Below are 16,724 nucleotides of genomic sequence, written 5' to 3'. Positions count from 1 at the left end.
GGGAGACGGGGGCAGGGTCGGCGCGGGTGATGGCTGTCATTTCTTGCGCAAGGAATGCTTGACTCTTGCAGGGCTGTGGCGGCATTCTGCTCTGACACCCTGCGCCACCACAGAACGGGAATCGACAGCGATGACCTCCGCCACCACCCCCACGCCACGGACCGCCGACGACGACTGGTGGCGGTCCGCGGTCGTCTACCAGGTGTACGTCCGCAGCTTCGCCGACGCGAACGCCGACGGGGTCGGTGACCTCCAGGGCATCCGGCAGCGCCTTCCCTACCTGCGCGACCTCGGCGTGGACGCGCTCTGGCTGACGCCGTTCTACACCTCGCCGCAGGTCGACGCCGGCTACGACGTGGCCGACTACCGCGACGTCGACCCGCTGTTCGGCAACCTGACCGACTTCGACGAGATGATCACCGACGCGCACGCGCTCGGCCTGCGGATCATCGTCGACATGGTGCCCAACCACACCTCCAGCGCGCACCCGTGGTTCGCCGCCGCGCTCGCCGCCGGCCCCGGTTCGCCGGAGCGTGAGCGCTACCTGTTCGCCGACGGCAAGGGCGAGCAGGGCGAGCTGCCCCCGAACGACTGGGAGAGCATCTTCGGCGGCCCGGCCTGGACGCGCGTGGTCGACGGCCAGTGGTACCTGCACCTGTTCGACCCGGCCCAGCCCGACCTGAACTGGCGTCACCCCGAGGTGCGGGCCGAGTTCGAGGACGTCCTGCGCTTCTGGCTGGACCGGGGCGTGGACGGCTTCCGGATCGACGTGGCCCACGGAATGATCAAGGCCGAGGGCCTGCCGGACGTCGGTTTCAACTCGATGACCACCGGCCGGCGCCAGTCCGAGCTGCTGGGCAAGGGCCGGCTGCCGTACTTCGACCAGGACGAGGTGCACGACATCTACCGCGCCTGGCGGCCGATCCTGGACAGCTACCCGGGCGGCCGGATGGCGGTGGCCGAGGCGTGGGCCGAGACCCCGCAGCGGCTGGCCCGTTACATCGGCCCGGACGAGCTGCACCAGGCGTTCAGCTTCGACTTCCTCGACGCCACCTGGTCGGCCGACTCGTTCCGCAAGGTGATCGACACGGCGCTGGCCGAGTCCACGATCGTGGGCGCGCCGACCACCTGGGTGCTGTCCAACCACGACCGGCAGCGGCACGTCACCCGGTACGGCGACGGCGAGGTCGGCCTGCGCCGCGCCCGCGCCGCCGCGCTGCTGATGTTCGCGCTGCCCGGCTGCGCGTACGTCTACCAGGGCGAGGAACTGGGCCTGCCGGAGGTGCTGGACCTCCCCGACGAGCTGCGCCAGGACCCGGCGTTCCGGCGTACCGGGGAGAGCCGCGACGGCTGCCGGGTGCCGATCCCGTGGGGCGGCGACCTGCCCCCGTACGGCTTCGGGCCCGACGGCAGCGAGCTGAGCTGGCTGCCGGCGCCGGCGACCTGGCGGGAGCTGTCGGTGGCCGCCCAGGCCGGTGCGCCCGGCTCGACGCTGGAGCTGTACCGGACCGCGCTGCGGATCCGGCACGAGCACCCGGCGCTCGCCGGGGTCGGCGGCATCACCTGGCTGGAGACCGAGCCCGGCGTACTCGCGTTCCGCCGCGCCGCCGCGGACGTCGAGCTGACCTGTGTGGTCAACATCAGCGGCGCCGACGTGACGGTGAGCGGCCACGGCCGCCCGCTCGTCGCGAGCGCCGACCTCACCGAGCGGGGCGACGGGCACGTCCTGCCGGTGGACGCGGCTGCGTGGTTCGAACGGCGCTGAGCCGGGTAACCCGCCAACGACCTGGCCGTCCGTTGTGCTCCGCGCCGACGGGCGGCTGGGCTGCCGACCCCTTGTGGTGGGGGGTGAGGTGGTCCCGGCCCCTCGGGAGTCCGCTCCCGGGGGGCCGGTGTCCATCCCGGCAGCCCGGGGTACCACCAGGGGATGACCGCACGCGTGGCGCAGTACACCCTCGATGTCAGCGACCTGGACCGGATGGCCCGGTTCTGGTCCGCCGCCCTCGGCTACACCGTCTCGCAGGGCGACGACGGCAACGCGAAGCTCTACCCGCCGCCCGGCCGGCCCGGCCCGACCGTCTGGTTGCAGGGCAGCGGCACCCCGAAGCGCGGCAAGAACCGGCTCCACCTGGACCTGGTCGCCGACGAGGGGCAGACGGCGGAGGTCGAGCGACTGATCGGGCTCGGCGCCCGGCGCGCCGACGTCGGGCAGACCGGCGCGGAGGGCTTCGTGGTGCTCGTCGACCCGGAGGACAACGAGTTCTGCGTGCTCGACGGGCCGCCGCGCTGAGCGTCCTCAGCCGCCCTTGGCGGTGAGCAGCGCGGCGATCCGGGCGAACCCGGCCCGGATCTCCTCCCGGTCGGGCGCCTTCGCCGGCTCGGGCTCCGGCTCGCGCTCGGCGGCCCGTTCCAGCTCCTCGTCGATGACGTCCTCGAAGTCGCCGTACAGGTCAGCCTGGTCGATCTCGGCCGCCTCGTCCTCGGCGGCGATCTGCGCGGCGGCGATCTCACCCCGGATCTCCTCCGGCGTGAGCGCGGGCAGCAGCGGCTCCACCACCGCCATCAACTGCTCCTCGGCCACCACCGCCTCGGCCAGCGCCAGCGCGTGCGCCCGCTCGTACGGGCCGCAGACCACCGGCTCCCACTCGTCGTCCGCGCCGAGCGGGCCGAACGTGATGATCCACGGCAGGCCGAGCATCGGCGAGTCGTCCGGCAGGTCGAGTGTCACGAGTGCGCCCACCGGCCCATCATCGTCGGACGGGATCCGCCCGGGGAACGCATCGGCTCGACTCTCCCCGCTCAGGGGACCACGCTCAGCCACGCGTGCCGGCGTCCAGCGCCGCGCGGACCAGGGCGACCGCCCGCTCCGGCGGGACGCCCAGGCGGCGCGCCTCGGCGGCGTACCCGGCGGCGGCCTGCTGCAACCGGTCGACGGCGTCGTCCCGCCCCGGCGCGACCACCGTGCCGTGCCGGCCGCGCGTCTGGACCAGCCCGGCGGCCTCCAGCTCCCGGTAGGCCCGCGCCACCGTGTTCACCGCCAGCCCCAGGTCCGCCGCGAGCTGCCGGACCGCGGGCAGCCGGGTCCCCACCGGCAGCCGCCCGTCGCCGATCCGCGCCGCGAACTGCGCGCGCACCTGCTCGTACGGCGGCACCGCCGACGCCGCGTCGATCCGGATCCGCGCGCTCATCCCGCCCCTCCCGGCGTTCCCGGTTCGGTTTCCTCGTCGAGCACGTCCGCCTCCACGTCCACCTCCCGGGCGCCGCCCTCGGCCAGGTCCACCACCCGGCCGTACGGGCTGGTGGCGGCGAGCGCCGCGCCGAAGAGCACCAACTGGTTGAGCAGGTAGAGGTAGAGCAGCAGGCCCACGGCGGTGGCGACCACCGTGTACGCCGGGTTCCGCTCGGTGCGTACCACGTAGTAACGCCCCACCGTGTTGAGCAGGGTGATGCCGATCGCGACGGCGAGCACCGCCGGTCGCAGCCGGCGCCGGCTCATCCGCAGCCGGGGCACTGCGAGCAGCAGCGCGGCGGCCAGCACGGCGTTGACGAGCACGCTCAGCACCGCGCTGACCGTGGTCAGGCCCACCGAGCCGGTGCTGCGCAGCAGGAAACGCAGCAGCGACTCCAGCGCGTCCACGGCGGCGACCGAGACGAACAGCAGCACGAAGACCGCGACCAGCACGCCCAGGTCGACCAGCCGCCGCATCACCAGGTTGCCGGGCTGCTGGTTGAAGCCGTACATCAGCCGCTGCGAGGAGCGGATCGCCTCCACCCAGCCGATGCCGGTGAACACCAGGATGACCAGGCCGACCACGCCGACGGTGTTGCTGCTCTCGGCGATCTGCGCCGGGTCGAGAAAGGGCAGGTTCTCTTCGAGGAAGTGGGCGGCCGCGCGGCTGACCTCCTCGTTGTCGCGCAGCACCGCGCCGAACACCCAGTACGCGACGAGCGCGAGCGCGAACACGGCGAAGAAGCCGTAGTACGCGATGGCGGCGGCGAGCCGCCCGGCGAGCAGGTCGGCGTAGAGCGTCCCGGCCCGCCACACGTGGTCGAAGACCGACGACCGGCCCCGGGCCGCGTCGATGCGGCGCCCGACCGCCGCCTCGATCCGGCCGAAGACGTTCACCCCGTCATCCTCGCTGATCTCCGCCCGTGGCGGAGGAGCCCCGGCCGGTCGAATGTTCAGCTCGCCCCGCCGAGCCGGAAGTCGCGCCGGGGCTGCCACCGGGTAGCCCCGCTGTGCGAGAACAGCGTGAACGCCTCCACCTGGAACAGCGCGGAGAAGTCGGCCAGATCCTCGTACGCCTTGTCGAGCACCTCGGGTGGCACGTCCTGCGCCACTGTGACGTGCGGGTGGTACGGGAAACGCAGCTCGCGGCGCAGCTCGGGAGCGGAGTTGATGGCGGCGGCCAGCAGTTCGCACTCGCTGATCCCGGCCGCCACCGCCACGAAGACCACCTGGGTGACCGGACGGAACGTGCCGGTGCCGCGCAGGTGCAGCGTGAACGGCAGGTGCGCGGCGGCGACCCGGTCCAGGTGCTCCTCGACGGCGGGCAGCGCGCGTACCGGAATCTCGGTGGGCCCGAGCAGGGTGACGTGCGCGGGGACGGCCGCCGGGTCGCCGGCCTCGACCCGGCGGCGGGTGAGCATCCCGCCCCACGGCTCGGGGATGTCGACGGCGATCCCGATCTGGATCGTGTCCGCGCCGCCCGGCGCCGCGTCATTGCCCGCCACGTCGCGCGCCACCCCTCCGGCCTCCGGCTGCGTCACCCGTCCCGCCCGGGCCGCTACTCGAACCGCACCGGCGGGAAGAAACCGACCCGCTCGTACGCCGCACGCAGCGTCGCGTCGGCCACCACGCGGGCCTTCTCCGCGCCCCGCGCGAGCAGCTTGTCCAGTTGGGCCGGGTCGTTCAGGTAGCCGTTCGTGCGTTCCTGGATCGGGGTGACGAACTCGCGCACCACCTCGGCCAGGTCCTTCTTGAGGTCGCCGTAGCCCTTGCCGTCGTACGCGGCCACCAGGTCGTCGATGGACCGGCCGGACAGCGCCGAGTAGATGGTGAGCAGGTTGCTGATGCCCGGCTTGCCCTCGGCGTCGAAGACGATCTCGCGGCCGGTGTCGGTGACCGCCGAGCGGATCTTCTTGGCCGAGCGGGCCGGGTCCTCCAGCAGGTCGATGATGCCGGCCGGGGAGGACGACGACTTCGACATCTTCGCCGTCGGGTCCTGCAGGTCGGTGATCTTCGCGGTGTCCTTCACGATGTGCGGCGCGGGCACCGTGAAGGTGCGCCCGAACAGCGAGTTGAACCGCTGCGCCAGGTCGCGGGACAGCTCCAGGTGCTGCCGCTGGTCCTCGCCGACCGGCACCGCGTTCGCCTGGTAGAGCAGGATGTCGGCGGCCTGCAGGATCGGGTACGTGAACAGGCCGACGCTGGCCCGCTCGCTGCCCTGCTTCTGCGACTTGTCCTTGAACTGGGTCATCCGGCCGGCCTCGCCGAACCCGGTGATGCAGCCGAGCACCCAGGCCAGCTGCGGGTGCTCGGGCACCTGCGACTGGACGAACAGCGTGCTGCGCTCCGGGTCGAGGCCGAGCGCGAACAGCTGCGCGGCGGCCACCCGGCTGCGGTGCTTGAGCACCTTGGGGTCGTGCCCGGCGGTGATCGCGTGCAGGTCGACCACGCAGTAGTAGGCGTCGTGGCTGTCCTGCAACGCCACCCAGTGCCGCAGCGCGCCCAGGTAGTTGCCGAGGTGGAACGAGTCGGCCGTCGGCTGGATGCCGGAGAAGACGCGCGGGCGGGCGGGTACGTCGGACATGGCGGCAATTCTGTCAGCAAGCCCCGGCGTCCGTCATGACGGGCCGGTGGATCGGGCGGGTACGGGCGGAAGCGGACTGTTCACCTCACGCCGGGGCTCGGGCAGCCGCGCGGCGGAGACCGCCAGGCGGGACACCCGCCGGCCGTCGAGCGCCAGCACCCGCAGCAGCCAGCCGGCCGGATCGGCGGGGACCGATCCGCCTTCCGGGTCGAGCGCCACCGGCACCTCGTCCCCGGCCACCGGCAGCCGGCCCAGCGCGGCCATCACGAACCCGCCCACCGTCTCGTACGGGCCGGCGGGCAGCGGCACCCCGGTACGTTCGGCGAAGTCGGTCAGGTTGAGCCGGCCGTCCACGACGGCGGGCAGCCCGGTGGATTCCGGCTCGGGCGGGCCGTGCTCCTCGTCGCGGATCTCCCCGACCAGTTCCTCGACCAGGTCCTCGCAGGTGACGATGCCGGCGGTGCCGCCGTACTCGTCGATGACCACGGCCAGGTGGTGGCCCTCCCGGCGCATCTCGGTCAGCGCCGCGAGCACGCGCTTGCTGTCCGGCAGGCGTTTCACCTCGCGGGTCAGCTCGCCGACCACCAGCGGCCGGTCGGGTTCCGGGCGCAGCAGCACGTCCCGCAGGTGCACCATGCCGACCACGTCGTCGTGGGTGCCGTCGACCACCGGGTAGCGGGTGTGCGGGTCGTCCCGGACCAGTCGCCGCGCCTGGGCCAGCGGCAGCGCCGCGCTGAGGAAGACCACCTCGGTGCGGGGCACCATGACCTCGCGGACGAGCCGGGCGCCGGCCAGCAGCACCTCGTCGATGATCCGGCGCTCGTCGGCGTCGAGCAGCGTGTTCGCCGCGACCAGGTCCCGCAGCTCGGCCTCGCTGATCCGCTCCCGGCCGGCGACCGGGCTGGCGCCGAGCAGGTCGGTCACCAGGCGGGTGGCGCCGTCGGCGGCCCGCACCACGAGGCGGGCCACGGTGCGGGCCAGCGGGCCGGGTTCGCGTCGGAGCCGCCCCGGCGGACGCCGCCGGGGCCCGGGACCACCACCCTCCCGCATGAGAAGGATGGTAGACAGCGGCCACCGTACGCTCGGGCCGATGTTCGGATCTGTTCAGTCATGAAGGATTGTGATGGAATGGAGGCGGGCTCAACTCGACAGCCGCGACACCGCCCCCGGCCGTAGGGTGATCGCGGGAAGGCCGCGGGACGCGGCCCAGGCAGGAGGACGACCGACGTGAAACTGCTCGTCACCGGCGGCGCCGGCTACATCGGCAGCGTGGTGACCCGGATGCTGCTCGACCACGGCCACCAGGTGACCGTGCTGGACGACCTGCGCACCGGTCACCGGGAAGCCCTCGCCCCCGAGGCGACCCACGTCGACCTGCCGGTGCACGAGGCCGCCCGGGTGCTCACCCCCGACGCCGGGTACGACGGCGTGCTGCACTTCGCGGCCCTCATCGCCGCCGGCGAGTCGATGATCCGGCCCGAGCTGTACTGGCACACCAACACCGTCGGCTCGATCGCGCTCATCGACGCGGTCCGCGCCGCCCGGGTGCCCCGGATGGTCTTCTCCTCCACCGCCGCCGTCTACGGCAACCCCACCGAACTACCCATCCCGGAAACGGCCGTCAAGGCCCCCACCAGCACCTACGGCGCGACCAAGCTGGCCGTCGACATGGCGCTCACCTCCGAGGCGATCGCGCACGACCTGGCCGCCGTCTCGCTGCGCTACTTCAACGTCGCCGGGGCGTACCTGCGCGACGGGCTGGCCATCGGCGAACGGCACGACCCGGAGACGCACCTCATCCCGATCGCGCTCGACGTGGCCGCCGGGCGGCGGGAGAAGCTCCAGCTCTTCGGCGACGACTACCCCACTGTCGACGGCACCTGCGTACGCGACTACATCCACGTGGAGGACCTGGCCCGCGCCCACCTGCTCGCGCTCGACGCCGCCACCCCGGGCCGGCACCGCATCTACAACCTGGGCAACGGCAACGGCTTCACCAACCGGCAGGTGGTCGACGTGGTCCGCGAGGTCACCGGCCACCCGGTGCCGGTCGAGGTGGCCCCCCGCCGCGAGGGCGACCCGGCCGAGCTGGTCGCGTCCTCCGCGCTGGCCCGCGACGAGCTGGGCTGGACGCCGGCCAAGCCCACCCTGCACGACATGGTCGGCGACGCCTGGGCGTTCTACCGGGCCCACGTCGCGGGGCAGCCCTCATGACCGTTGCCGACCGCGCCGCCGCCGGCTTCCGGCAGCGGTACGGCACCGAGCCGGCCGGCCGCTGGGCGGCACCCGGACGGGTCAACCTGATCGGCGAGCACACCGACTACAACGACGGCTTCGTGCTGCCCTTCGCGCTGCCGCTGCGTACCGTGGTCGCCGCCGCGCCCGCCCCCGACGGACGCTGGACGGTCTGGTCGGAGCTGGACGACGAGCCGGTCGAGTTCGGCACGGCGGAGGCCGACGAGCCCGGCGGCGTCGACGGCTGGGCCGCCTACGTGGCCGGGGTGGTGTGGGCGCTGCGCGCCGCCGGCCACGACGTGCCGGGCGCGCGGCTCGCCGTCGCCTCCGACGTGCCGGTCGGCTCCGGGCTCTCCTCGTCGGCCGCGATCGAGTCGGCGGTGCTGGCCGCGCTGGTCGACCTCGGCGGCCTCGACCTGCCCGCGCAGGCGTGGCCCCGGCTGGCCCAGCGGGCCGAGAACGACTACGTCGGCGCGCCCACCGGGATCATGGACCAGTCCGCCGTGATCCGCGGCCGGGCCGGGCACGCCCTGTTCCTCGACTGCCGCACCGAGGAGGTCGAGCAGATCCCGTTCGACCTGGACGCCGCCGGGCTGGCCGTGCTGGTGATCGACAGCCGGGCGCCGCACCGGCACGCGGACGGCGAGTACGCGGCCCGGCGCCGCAGCTGCGAGCGGGCCGCCGCGACGCTCGGGGTGACCGCGCTGCGCGACGTCGACGTGGCCGACCTCGACGCCGCGCTGGCCCGCCTCGACGACGACGAGACCCGCCGCCGGGTCCGGCACGTCGTCACCGAGAACCAGCGGGTGCTCGACACCGTCGCGCTGCTGCGCGCCGGCCGGGTCCGCGACACCGGTCCGCTGCTGACCGCCTCGCACGCCTCCATGCGCGACGACTTCGAGATCACCGTGCCGGAGATCGACACCGCGGTCGAGGCGGCGCTGTCCGCCGGGGCGTACGGCGCCCGGATGACCGGCGGCGGCTTCGGCGGCTGCGTGCTCGCCCTGGTCGACGCCGAGGCCGCCGACCCGGTGGCCGCCGCCGTCACCGAGGCGTACGCGAAGCGCGGCTTCACCGCCCCCGGCACCCTCACGGTGCTCCCGGCCGACGGCGTCACCCGCCTGGGCTGAGGGTGTAAGGAAGGGCCCCTTATTAACGCCTGCGGTAGAGGAAGGGCCCCTTGTTAACAGCGCGCTGTTAACAAGGGGCCCTTCCTTACGAAGCAGGGGGTCAGCCGGCCTCGACGATCATGCCGGCGCCGACCGTACGGTTGGTGGCCTCGTCGATGATCACGAAGCCGCCGGTGGTGCGGTTGCGGCGGTACTCGTCGGCCAGCAGCGGCACCGTGGTGCGCAGCCGGACCCGGCCGATCTCGTTGAGCTTCAACTCGCCCACTGACTCGTCCCGGTGCAGCGAGTTGATGTCCAGCCGGTAGTGCAGGCCACGCACGATCGCCCGCGCCGAGCGGGTGGTGTGCTTGATCGCGTACCTGCCGCCGACCTGCAACGGGCGGGTCTCGTCCATCCAGCAGACCATCGCCTCGATGTCCTGCACAGCCATCGGGGCGTTGTTCGGCCGGCAGATCATGTCGCCGCGGGAGATGTCCAGCTCGTCGGTCAGCCGGACCGTCACCGACATCGGCGGGAACGCCTCGTCCACCGGGCCGTCGGCGGTCTCCACCGCCGCGATCCGGCTGGTGAAGCCGGACGGCAGCACCATGATCTCGTCGCCCGGCTTGAGCACACCGGAAGCCACCTGCCCGGCGTAGCCCCGGTAGTCGGTGACGGTGGTGGACTGCGGCCGGATCACGTACTGCACCGGGAACCGCACGTCGACCAGGTTGCGGTCGGAGGCGATGTGCACCCGCTCCAGGTGGTGCAGCAGCGACGGACCCTCGTACCACGGCATGTTCTCCGAGCGGGTGACGATGTTGTCGCCCTTGAGCGCGGAGACCGGCACCACAGTCAGGTCCGGCACGTCGAGCTTCGCCGCGAACGCGGTGAACTCGTCGGCGATCCGCTCGTAGACCTCCTGCGACCAGTCGACCAGGTCCATCTTGTTGACACAGAGAACCAGGTGCGGCACCCGCAGCAGCGAGCAGAGGAACGCGTGCCGGCGGGACTGCTCCACCAGGCCCTTACGCGCGTCCACCAGGATCAGCGCCAGGTCGGCGGTGGAGGCGCCGGTGACCATGTTCCGGGTGTACTGGATGTGCCCGGGGGTGTCGGCGATGATGAACTTGCGCCGCGGCGTGGCGAAGTAGCGGTACGCCACGTCGATGGTGATGCCCTGCTCCCGCTCGGCGCGCAGGCCGTCGGTGAGGAGCGCCAGGTTGGTGTACTCGTCGCCACGCGCCGCGCTGACCGCCTCGACGGCGGCGAGCTGGTCGGTGAACAGCGACTTGGTGTCGTAGAGCAGACGGCCGATGAGCGTCGACTTGCCGTCGTCGACGCTGCCCGCGGTGGCGAACCGCAGCAGGTCCATCGGCCGCGCGGTGTCGCTCTCGGCCGGCGCCAGGGTCTCGACGCTCATCAGAAGTAGCCCTCTCGCTTGCGGTCCTCCATGGCGGCCTCGCTGACCCGGTCGTCACCACGGGTCGCGCCGCGCTCGGTGATCCGCGTGGCGGCCACCTCCTCGATCACCTTCTCCACCGTGTCGGCGTCCGACCGGACCGCCGCGGTGCAGGAGGCGTCACCCACGGTCCGGTACCGCACCTGGGCCTTGAACGGCTGCTCACCGGCGCGGGCCCGGAAGAACTCGTTCACCGCGTAGAGCATGCCGTCGCGCTCGATCACCTCGCGCTCGTGCGCGTAGTAGATCGACGGCAGCGGAATCCGCTCCCGCGCGATGTAGTGCCACACGTCCAGCTCGGTCCAGTTCGACAGCGGGAACACCCGGATCGACTCGCCCGGGTGGTGCCGGCCGTTGTACAGCGCCCACAGCTCCGGACGCTGGTTCTTCGGGTCCCACTGGCCGAACTCGTCGCGGAAGCTGAACACCCGCTCCTTGGCCCGCGCCTTCTCCTCGTCGCGCCGGGCGCCGCCGAACAGCGCGTCGAAGCGGTGCTTCTCCACCGCCTCCAGCAGCACCGGCGTCTGGATCCGGTTGCGCATGCCGTCGGCGGACTCGCGGACCAGGCCCTTGTTCAGCGCCTCCGGCACGCTCGCCACGATCAGCTGCAGGCCCAGCTCGGCCACCCGCTGGTCGCGGTAGTCGAGCACCTCGGGGAAGTTGTGCCCGGTGTCCACGTGCATCACCGGGAAGGGGATGTTGGCCGGCGCGAACGCCTTCTGGGCCAACCGGAGCATCACGATCGAGTCCTTGCCGCCGGAGAAGAGCAGCACCGGCCGCTCCATCTCGGCGACCACCTCGCGCATCACGAAGATGCTCTCCGCCTCAAGGGCGTCGAGGTGCGACACCTGGTACGCGGCGGGGGACGTCATGACACGAACTCGATTCGCACGGATCCGTACATCGGATTCCAGACCTTTCAGGTCGGACTCGTGAAGAAGAACGCTCAGGTTACCCGGAATGCCGCTGCAACGCTGCAAGCAACCGACTCGCGAGATCCTTGCGGCAGACCAGCAGATCCGGTAGACGCGGGTCGGCCCCGTTGTATTTCAGCGCAGAACCGTCGATCCGGGAAGCATGCAGACCGGTGGCCGTCGCCACAGCGACCGGAGCGGCCGAATCCCACTCGTACTGACCGCCCGCGTGGATGTACGCGTCGACCTCACCGGTGACCACGGCGGCGATCTTCGCGCCCGCCGAGCCCATCGGGACCAGATGAGCGCCGACGTCCTCTGCCAGATCGGTCAGGAAAACCGGCGGACGGCTACGACTGGCCGCCAACCGGATGACCCGCCGGCCGCCGCCCACGGCCGCCTCCACTGTCATCGGCGGATACGCCGGCGGATGGTCCGTGCCGAGCACCCGGTGCTGGGCCGGCAGGCCCACCGCGCCCGCGACCAGACCGTGCGGCGTCGACGCGTGACGCGACCAGAGCGCCACGTGCACCGCCCAGTCCGAGCGCCCCTCCTCCGCGTACTCCCGGGTGCCGTCCAGCGGATCGACGATCCAGACCCGGTCGGCGTTCAGGCGCGACAACGCCGCGTCCGTCACCTCCGCCGTCCAGGCCAGCCGCGAACCCTCGTCCTCCTCCGACAGCACCGCGTCCGCCGGCCGCCACTTCGCCAGCTCGGTGCGGATCAGATCGTGCGAGACCTTGTCCCCGGCCGACCGGAGCGCGCCCGCGTCGGCGAACCCCATCTCCGTCCGCAACGCCGTCAGCGCCTGACCGGCCCGCGACGCCAGCCACCGGGCGAAGCCGCCGTCGATCATCGGAGGACTGCCCATGATGCTCCCGTCGCCCGCCCTTCGGTCCCCGGCCACTGCTCAGCCCCCGTGGTACAGGTTCTGCGTCGGCTCCACGCCCTTGAGAACCACCGACTCCACCACGTCCGCCGCGCGGTCCACCAGGAACTCCAGCTCCTTGCGCTCCGACGGGGAGAAATCCGAGAGTACGTAGTCAGCCGGGTCCTGCCGGCCCGGCGGCCGGCCGATGCCGAACCGCACCCGCACGTAGTCCTTCGTGCCGAGCGACTTCGACATCGAACGCAGACCGTTGTGGCCGCCCTCGCCGCCGCCGCACTTCACCCGCACCTGCCCGTACGGGATGTCCAGCTCGTCGTGCACCGCGATCACGTGCGCCGGCGGGATCTTGTGGAACTGCGCCAACCCGGCCACCGGGCCGCCGGAGAGGTTCATGTACGTCAACGGCTTGAGCAGCACCAGCTTCGGCCCGCCGAACCCCAGCCGCCCCTCGGCGGCCTCGGCCATCGCGCGCTTGTGCCGCCCGAACTTCGCGCCCACCCGGGCCGCCAGCAGGTCGGCCACCATGAACCCGACGTTGTGCCTGTTGCCCGCGTACTCCCGGCCGGGGTTGCCCAGGCCGACCACCAGCCACGGCCCCGCCTCGTCCGTCACCCGACGCCCCTTCCCGCTCGCTTCCCCGACCAGCCGTCCCGATACGCCGACAGGCGCCCCCGGGAACCGGGGACGCCTGTCGCACAGCCTTGCGGACCGGTCAGGCCTCGGTCTTCGCCTCGGCCGGGGCCTCCTCGCCCTCGGCGGCCGGAGCGCCCTCGGCACCCTCGGCGGTCTCCTCGCCGACCTCGGCCTCGGCCTCCTCGGTGGCCTCCTCGACCTCGGGGAGGGTGGCCTCGAGCTGCTCGGCGGTCGGAGCGGCGGTCACCGAGGCGACAGCGGTCTCCTCGTCGGTGGCCAGCTCGACGCCGGCCGGCAGCTCGACGTCGGCGGCGGTGATCGTGGTGCCCGGCTCGGCGCCCTCGATCGACGCCTCCAGGTGGTCCGGCACCTTGGTCGCGTCGGCGGTCACCGACAGCGTGTCGTGGTCGTGCACGATCAGCGTGTCCTTCGCGGCCTCACCGGTCAGCTGGACCGGGACCTCGACGGTGACCTTCTCGCCCCGGCGGACCAGCAGCAGGTCCACGTGCTCGAAGGTGTCCTTGATCGGGTCACGCTGGATCGCCTTCGGCAGCGCCAGCACCTGGGTGCCGTCGCTGACCTCGATCGCGAAGAGCTGGTTCGCGCCGCCCTTACGGATCGCGGCGGCGAACTCCCGCGCCGGAAGCGCGATGTGCTTGGGCTTCTCGCCGTGGCCGTACAGCACGGCGGGCACCTTGCCGGCCCGGCGGGTACGACGGGCACCACCCTTGCCGAACTCGGTACGGGGCTCGGCGCTGATCTTTACCTCGGACACGGGGAAACTCCTGATGCTTCGCTGCGGCGGCTTGTCGTCTGGCGGTGCTGGGGCGAGGGGCTCGCTGGGGCTAGGGTCATGAACGACCGCCCGGAGCACCGCGTCGATGACGGCGCCTCCGTGCGGTGCTTGTCAGCAGCCCGCCGGGCACCCTCGCCGTGGCAACCGCACCAGTCTACCCGAGGGAATTCCCGGCTCTCCGGCAGTCCCCCATATCACCGCGCCGCCGGTTCCGCAGGGCATCGGCCCGGCCGCCGGAACACCGGCGACCGGACCGGCACTCCTCAGCTCAGGCCACCGAACAGGGTGGTCACCGAACCGTCGTCGAAGACCTCCCGGATCGCCCGCGCCAGCAGCGGGGCGATCGACAGCACGGTCAGCTTGTCCAACTGCTTCTCCGACGGCAGCGGCAGCGTGTTCGTCACCACGACCTCGCTGATCGGGCTGTTCTTCAGCCGCTCCGTCGCCGGATCGGACAGCAGCGCGTGGGTCGAGGCGACCACGATCTCCGCCGCGCCCTGCTCCTTGAGGATGTCCGCCGCCTTGGTGATCGTGCCACCGGTGTCGATCATGTCGTCCACGATCAGGCACACCCGGCCCTCGACCTCACCGACCACCCGGTTCGCCACGACCTGGTTCGGCTTGAGCGGATCGCGGGTCTTGTGGATGAACGCCAGCGGGCAGCCGCCCAGCCGGTCGGTCCAGCGCTCCGCCACACGTACCCGGCCCGAGTCCGGCGCCACCACAGTCATCGGGCGGCCCGCGTACTTGTGCTCCACGTACTCCGCCAGCACGTCCATGGCGAACAGGTGGTCCACCGGGCCGTCGAAGAAGCCCTGGATCTGCGCGGTGTGCAGGTCGACGGTCAGGATGCGGTTCGCGCCCGCCGTCTTGAGCAGGTCGGCGATCAGCCGCGCCGAGATCGGCTCCCGGCCGCGGTGCTTCTTGTCCTGCCGCGCGTACGGGTAGAACGGCAGCACCACGGTGATCCGCTTGGCCGAACCGCGCTTCAGCGCGTCGACCATGATCAGGGTCTCCATGACCCAGGTGTTCACGCCGTGCGTCACGGACTGCACCACGAAGGCGTCCGAACCACGAACCGAGTCCTTGTACCGGACGAAGATCTCGCCGTTGGCGAAGTCGTACGCGTCGGCCGGCGTCGGCGCGACGCCGAGCACCTCACCGATCTCCTTGGCCAGCTCCGGAAAACCCCTCCCGGAGAAGAGCATCAGGCTCTTGCGGTTTTCGGCGACGATGCTGCCCATGGGCCCGTCTGCTCCCGTATGTCGGTGGTGCCCGGCGGCGGTGAGGCCGGGGAGTGTTCGGTTGCAGTATGCCCCCGGTTCAGCGATCCACCCACGGCCCGCCGATCCCCGTGGAGTCAGTCACCTTCCCTTGCGGCTGCGCCCGACTCCGGCGCATCCTCACTGGCCCGCCGCGCCGCCTCCGCGGCCTCCGTGCCGGCCCGCTTGCGCAGCACCCAGCCCTCCACGTTGCGCTGCTGGCCCCGCGCCACCGCCATCGCGCCCGGCGGCACGTCCCCGGTGATCACCGAACCCGCAGCCGTGTACGCGCCGTCGCCGACCCGCACCGGCGCCACGAACATGTTGTCCGCTCCGGTACGCGCGTGGCTGCCGATGGTGGTGTGGTGCTTGCGTACCCCGTCGTAGTTGACGAAGACGGTGGCCGCGCCGATGTTGCTGTGGTCGCCGATCGTCGCGTCCCCCACGTACGACAGGTGCGGCACCTTCGAGCCCTCACCGATCGACGTCTTCTTGGTCTCCACGAACGTGCCGACCTTCGCCTTGCGGCCCAGCCGCGACTCCGGCCGCAGGTACGCGTACGGCCCCACGCTGGCCTCCGGCCCCACCTCGGCGCCGAGCGCGTGGGAGCGCACCACGCTCGCGCCCGCGCCCACCACCGTGTCCACGAGCGTGGTGTCCGGGCCGACGAGCGCGCCCGCGCCGACTACCGTGGCGCCCTGGAGCTGCGTGTTCTGGTCGATCACCGCATCCCGTTCCACGGTCACCGTCACGTCGATCCACGTCGTGTGCGGGTCGAGGATGCTGACCCCGGTACGCATCCAGCCCTCGTTCACCCGGTCCCGCAGCAGCCGCCGCAGCGCGGACAGCTCCACCCGGTCGTTGCAGCCGAGCGTCTCCACGTGGTCGGCGGCGCAGTGCACCGCCACCGGCTCCCCGGCGTCGCGCAGCAGCGCGAAGACGTCGGTCAGGTACTCCTCGCCCTGGTCGTTGTCGGTGGAGAGCTTGCCCAGCGCCTCCCGCAGGCGGGCCGCGTCGAACGCGTAGATGCCCGCGTTGATCTCCCGCAGCGCGCGCTGCTGGGGCGTGGCGTCCCGCTCCTCCACGATCTGCTCCAGCCGCCCCTGCACGTCCCGCACGATCCGGCCCAGCCCGGTCGGGTCCGGCACCTCGGCCGCCAGCACCGTCGCCGCCGCGGCGGCTTCCTCGTGCGCCTCGACGAGCGCCCGAACCGTCTCCGGCCGCAGCAGCGGCACATCCCCGTTGATCACCACGACGGTGCCGGTCGCGTCCGGCACCGCGTCCAGCGCGATGCGGACCGCGTGCCCGGTGCCGAGCTGGCGCTCCTGGAGCACCGGCGTCGCCGCCGGGGCCACGTCGGTCAGGTGCGCCCGGACCTGGTCGGCGCCGTGGCCGACCACCACCACGGTGCGGTCCGCGCGCAGCGGCCCGGCCGCGGCGAGGACGTGACCGAGCAGGGTACGGCCGAGCAGTGGGTGCAGCACCTTGGGCAGGGACGACTTCATCCGCTTGCCCTCACCGGCGGCGAGCACGACAACGGTGCGGAGGTGGGGCTGGGACACGACGTGGCTCTCCCGTCGGGACGGCGACAGTCTCGCGGTCATGCTAACC

16 protein-coding genes and 1 pseudogene are annotated in these 16,724 nt (G+C 72.4%); 4 read left to right on the top strand and 13 right to left on the bottom strand.

Going from position 1 to position 16,724, the window contains the following annotated elements; all coding sequences use genetic code 11:
* Positions 1–130: 130 nt before the first annotated feature.
* Together A4R25_RS19075 and A4R25_RS19070 are read left to right on the top strand one after the other, a co-directional pair.
* Positions 131–1,765, top strand: coding sequence for a glycoside hydrolase family 13 protein (locus tag A4R25_RS19075; RefSeq protein WP_064447615.1), 1,635 nt, complete (start codon positions 131–133; stop codon positions 1,763–1,765).
* Positions 1,766–1,927: 162 nt separating this feature from the next.
* Complete coding sequence (locus A4R25_RS19070; RefSeq protein ID WP_043326789.1) at positions 1,928–2,290, top strand: VOC family protein; 363 nt, start codon at positions 1,928–1,930, stop codon at positions 2,288–2,290.
* Between the two features lie 6 nt (positions 2,291–2,296).
* Here A4R25_RS19070 and A4R25_RS19065 read toward each other — a convergent pair whose 3' ends face one another.
* From A4R25_RS19065 to A4R25_RS19040, 6 genes are all read right to left on the bottom strand, one after another.
* Positions 2,297–2,740: a hypothetical protein gene (locus A4R25_RS19065; protein WP_043326791.1), complete on the bottom strand. Its 444-nt coding sequence runs from the start codon at positions 2,738–2,740 to the stop codon at positions 2,297–2,299.
* Between the two features lie 73 nt (positions 2,741–2,813).
* Positions 2,814–3,188 carry a GntR family transcriptional regulator gene (locus tag A4R25_RS19060; protein ID WP_043326793.1) on the bottom strand — a complete coding sequence of 125 codons (375 nt, stop codon included), beginning with the start codon at positions 3,186–3,188 and terminating at the stop codon, positions 2,814–2,816.
* Positions 3,185–4,126 carry a YhjD/YihY/BrkB family envelope integrity protein gene (locus A4R25_RS19055; protein ID WP_043326794.1) on the bottom strand — a complete coding sequence of 314 codons (942 nt, stop codon included), beginning with the start codon at positions 4,124–4,126 and terminating at the stop codon, positions 3,185–3,187. The genes A4R25_RS19060 and A4R25_RS19055 overlap by 4 nt, the downstream gene beginning before the upstream one ends.
* Positions 4,127–4,182: 56 nt before the next feature.
* Positions 4,183–4,770, bottom strand: coding sequence for a 2'-5' RNA ligase family protein (locus A4R25_RS19050; protein WP_043326796.1), 588 nt, complete (start codon positions 4,768–4,770; stop codon positions 4,183–4,185).
* 17 nt (positions 4,771–4,787) lie between these two features.
* Positions 4,788–5,813 (bottom strand): tryptophan--tRNA ligase, encoded by a 1,026-nt coding sequence (gene trpS / locus A4R25_RS19045; protein WP_043326798.1) that lies wholly within the window; start codon positions 5,811–5,813, stop codon positions 4,788–4,790.
* Positions 5,814–5,846: 33 nt separating this feature from the next.
* Positions 5,847–6,863: a hemolysin family protein gene (locus A4R25_RS19040; RefSeq protein WP_223201244.1), complete on the bottom strand. Its 1,017-nt coding sequence runs from the start codon at positions 6,861–6,863 to the stop codon at positions 5,847–5,849.
* Between the two features lie 177 nt (positions 6,864–7,040).
* Between A4R25_RS19040 and galE the strand changes: the two genes are divergently transcribed.
* Positions 7,041–8,027, top strand: a complete 987-nt coding sequence (galE, locus tag A4R25_RS19035; RefSeq protein WP_043326801.1) for a UDP-glucose 4-epimerase GalE — start codon at positions 7,041–7,043, stop codon at positions 8,025–8,027.
* Positions 8,024–9,178, top strand: coding sequence for a galactokinase (gene galK / locus A4R25_RS19030; RefSeq protein ID WP_043326802.1), 1,155 nt, complete (start codon positions 8,024–8,026; stop codon positions 9,176–9,178). The genes galE and galK overlap by 4 nt, the downstream gene beginning before the upstream one ends.
* A 100-nt stretch (positions 9,179–9,278) precedes the next feature.
* On the opposite strand, the gene A4R25_RS19025 is transcribed toward galK, so the two are convergent.
* From A4R25_RS19025 to glmU, 7 genes and pseudogenes are all read right to left on the bottom strand, one after another.
* The gene (locus A4R25_RS19025; protein WP_064447614.1) at positions 9,279–10,580 is read right to left on the bottom strand and encodes a sulfate adenylyltransferase subunit 1; all 1,302 of its coding nucleotides are present in this window, start codon (positions 10,578–10,580) and stop codon (positions 9,279–9,281) included.
* Positions 10,580–11,491, bottom strand: a complete 912-nt coding sequence (gene cysD / locus A4R25_RS19020) for a sulfate adenylyltransferase subunit CysD (protein WP_030501167.1) — start codon at positions 11,489–11,491, stop codon at positions 10,580–10,582. Before cysD ends, A4R25_RS19025 begins: the two co-directional genes overlap by 1 nt.
* 79 nt (positions 11,492–11,570) lie before the next feature.
* The gene (locus A4R25_RS19015) at positions 11,571–12,404 is read right to left on the bottom strand and encodes an inositol monophosphatase family protein (protein ID WP_043326804.1); all 834 of its coding nucleotides are present in this window, start codon (positions 12,402–12,404) and stop codon (positions 11,571–11,573) included.
* 39 nt (positions 12,405–12,443) lie between these two features.
* Positions 12,444–13,034 carry an aminoacyl-tRNA hydrolase gene (pth, locus tag A4R25_RS19010; protein WP_043326805.1) on the bottom strand — a complete coding sequence of 197 codons (591 nt, stop codon included), beginning with the start codon at positions 13,032–13,034 and terminating at the stop codon, positions 12,444–12,446.
* 100 nt (positions 13,035–13,134) lie between these two features.
* A complete protein-coding gene (locus A4R25_RS19005; RefSeq protein ID WP_013283957.1) occupies positions 13,135–13,830 on the bottom strand; it encodes a 50S ribosomal protein L25/general stress protein Ctc in 696 nt (231 codons plus the stop codon).
* Positions 13,831–14,114: 284 nt separating this feature from the next.
* Complete coding sequence (locus A4R25_RS19000) at positions 14,115–15,095, bottom strand: ribose-phosphate diphosphokinase (protein ID WP_030501163.1); 981 nt, start codon at positions 15,093–15,095, stop codon at positions 14,115–14,117.
* Positions 15,096–15,151: 56 nt separating this feature from the next.
* Positions 15,152–16,717: pseudogene (gene glmU, locus A4R25_RS18995) on the bottom strand (bifunctional UDP-N-acetylglucosamine diphosphorylase/glucosamine-1-phosphate N-acetyltransferase GlmU); the annotation flags it as partial.
* Positions 16,718–16,724 lie beyond the last annotated feature (7 nt).

Source organism: Micromonospora sp. NBRC 110037, assembly GCF_001652995.1.
GTDB classification, from domain to species: Bacteria; Actinomycetota; Actinomycetes; order Mycobacteriales; family Micromonosporaceae; genus Micromonospora; species Micromonospora chalcea.
Note: the sequence above shows the minus strand (reverse complement) of the source record. Positions and strands in the feature narration are given on the sequence as shown.

Excerpts from the sequence above, each read along its gene's own strand:
- A4R25_RS19075 (WP_064447615.1), top strand. The coding sequence starts at position 131 with ATGACCTCCGCCACCACCCCCACGCCACGGACCGCCGACGACGACTGG.
- A4R25_RS19070 (WP_043326789.1), top strand. The coding sequence starts at position 1,928 with ATGACCGCACGCGTGGCGCAGTACACCCTCGATGTCAGCGACCTGGAC.
- A4R25_RS19060 (WP_043326793.1), bottom strand. The coding sequence starts at position 3,188 with ATGAGCGCGCGGATCCGGATCGACGCGGCGTCGGCGGTGCCGCCGTAC.
- trpS (WP_043326798.1), bottom strand. The coding sequence starts at position 5,813 with ATGTCCGACGTACCCGCCCGCCCGCGCGTCTTCTCCGGCATCCAGCCG.
- A4R25_RS19040 (WP_223201244.1), bottom strand. The coding sequence starts at position 6,863 with ATGCGGGAGGGTGGTGGTCCCGGGCCCCGGCGGCGTCCGCCGGGGCGG.
- galK (WP_043326802.1), top strand. The coding sequence starts at position 8,024 with ATGACCGTTGCCGACCGCGCCGCCGCCGGCTTCCGGCAGCGGTACGGC.
- A4R25_RS19025 (WP_064447614.1), bottom strand. The coding sequence starts at position 10,580 with ATGAGCGTCGAGACCCTGGCGCCGGCCGAGAGCGACACCGCGCGGCCG.
- cysD (WP_030501167.1), bottom strand. The coding sequence starts at position 11,491 with ATGACGTCCCCCGCCGCGTACCAGGTGTCGCACCTCGACGCCCTTGAG.
- A4R25_RS19015 (WP_043326804.1), bottom strand. The coding sequence starts at position 12,404 with ATGGGCAGTCCTCCGATGATCGACGGCGGCTTCGCCCGGTGGCTGGCG.
- A4R25_RS19000 (WP_030501163.1), bottom strand. The coding sequence starts at position 15,095 with ATGGGCAGCATCGTCGCCGAAAACCGCAAGAGCCTGATGCTCTTCTCC.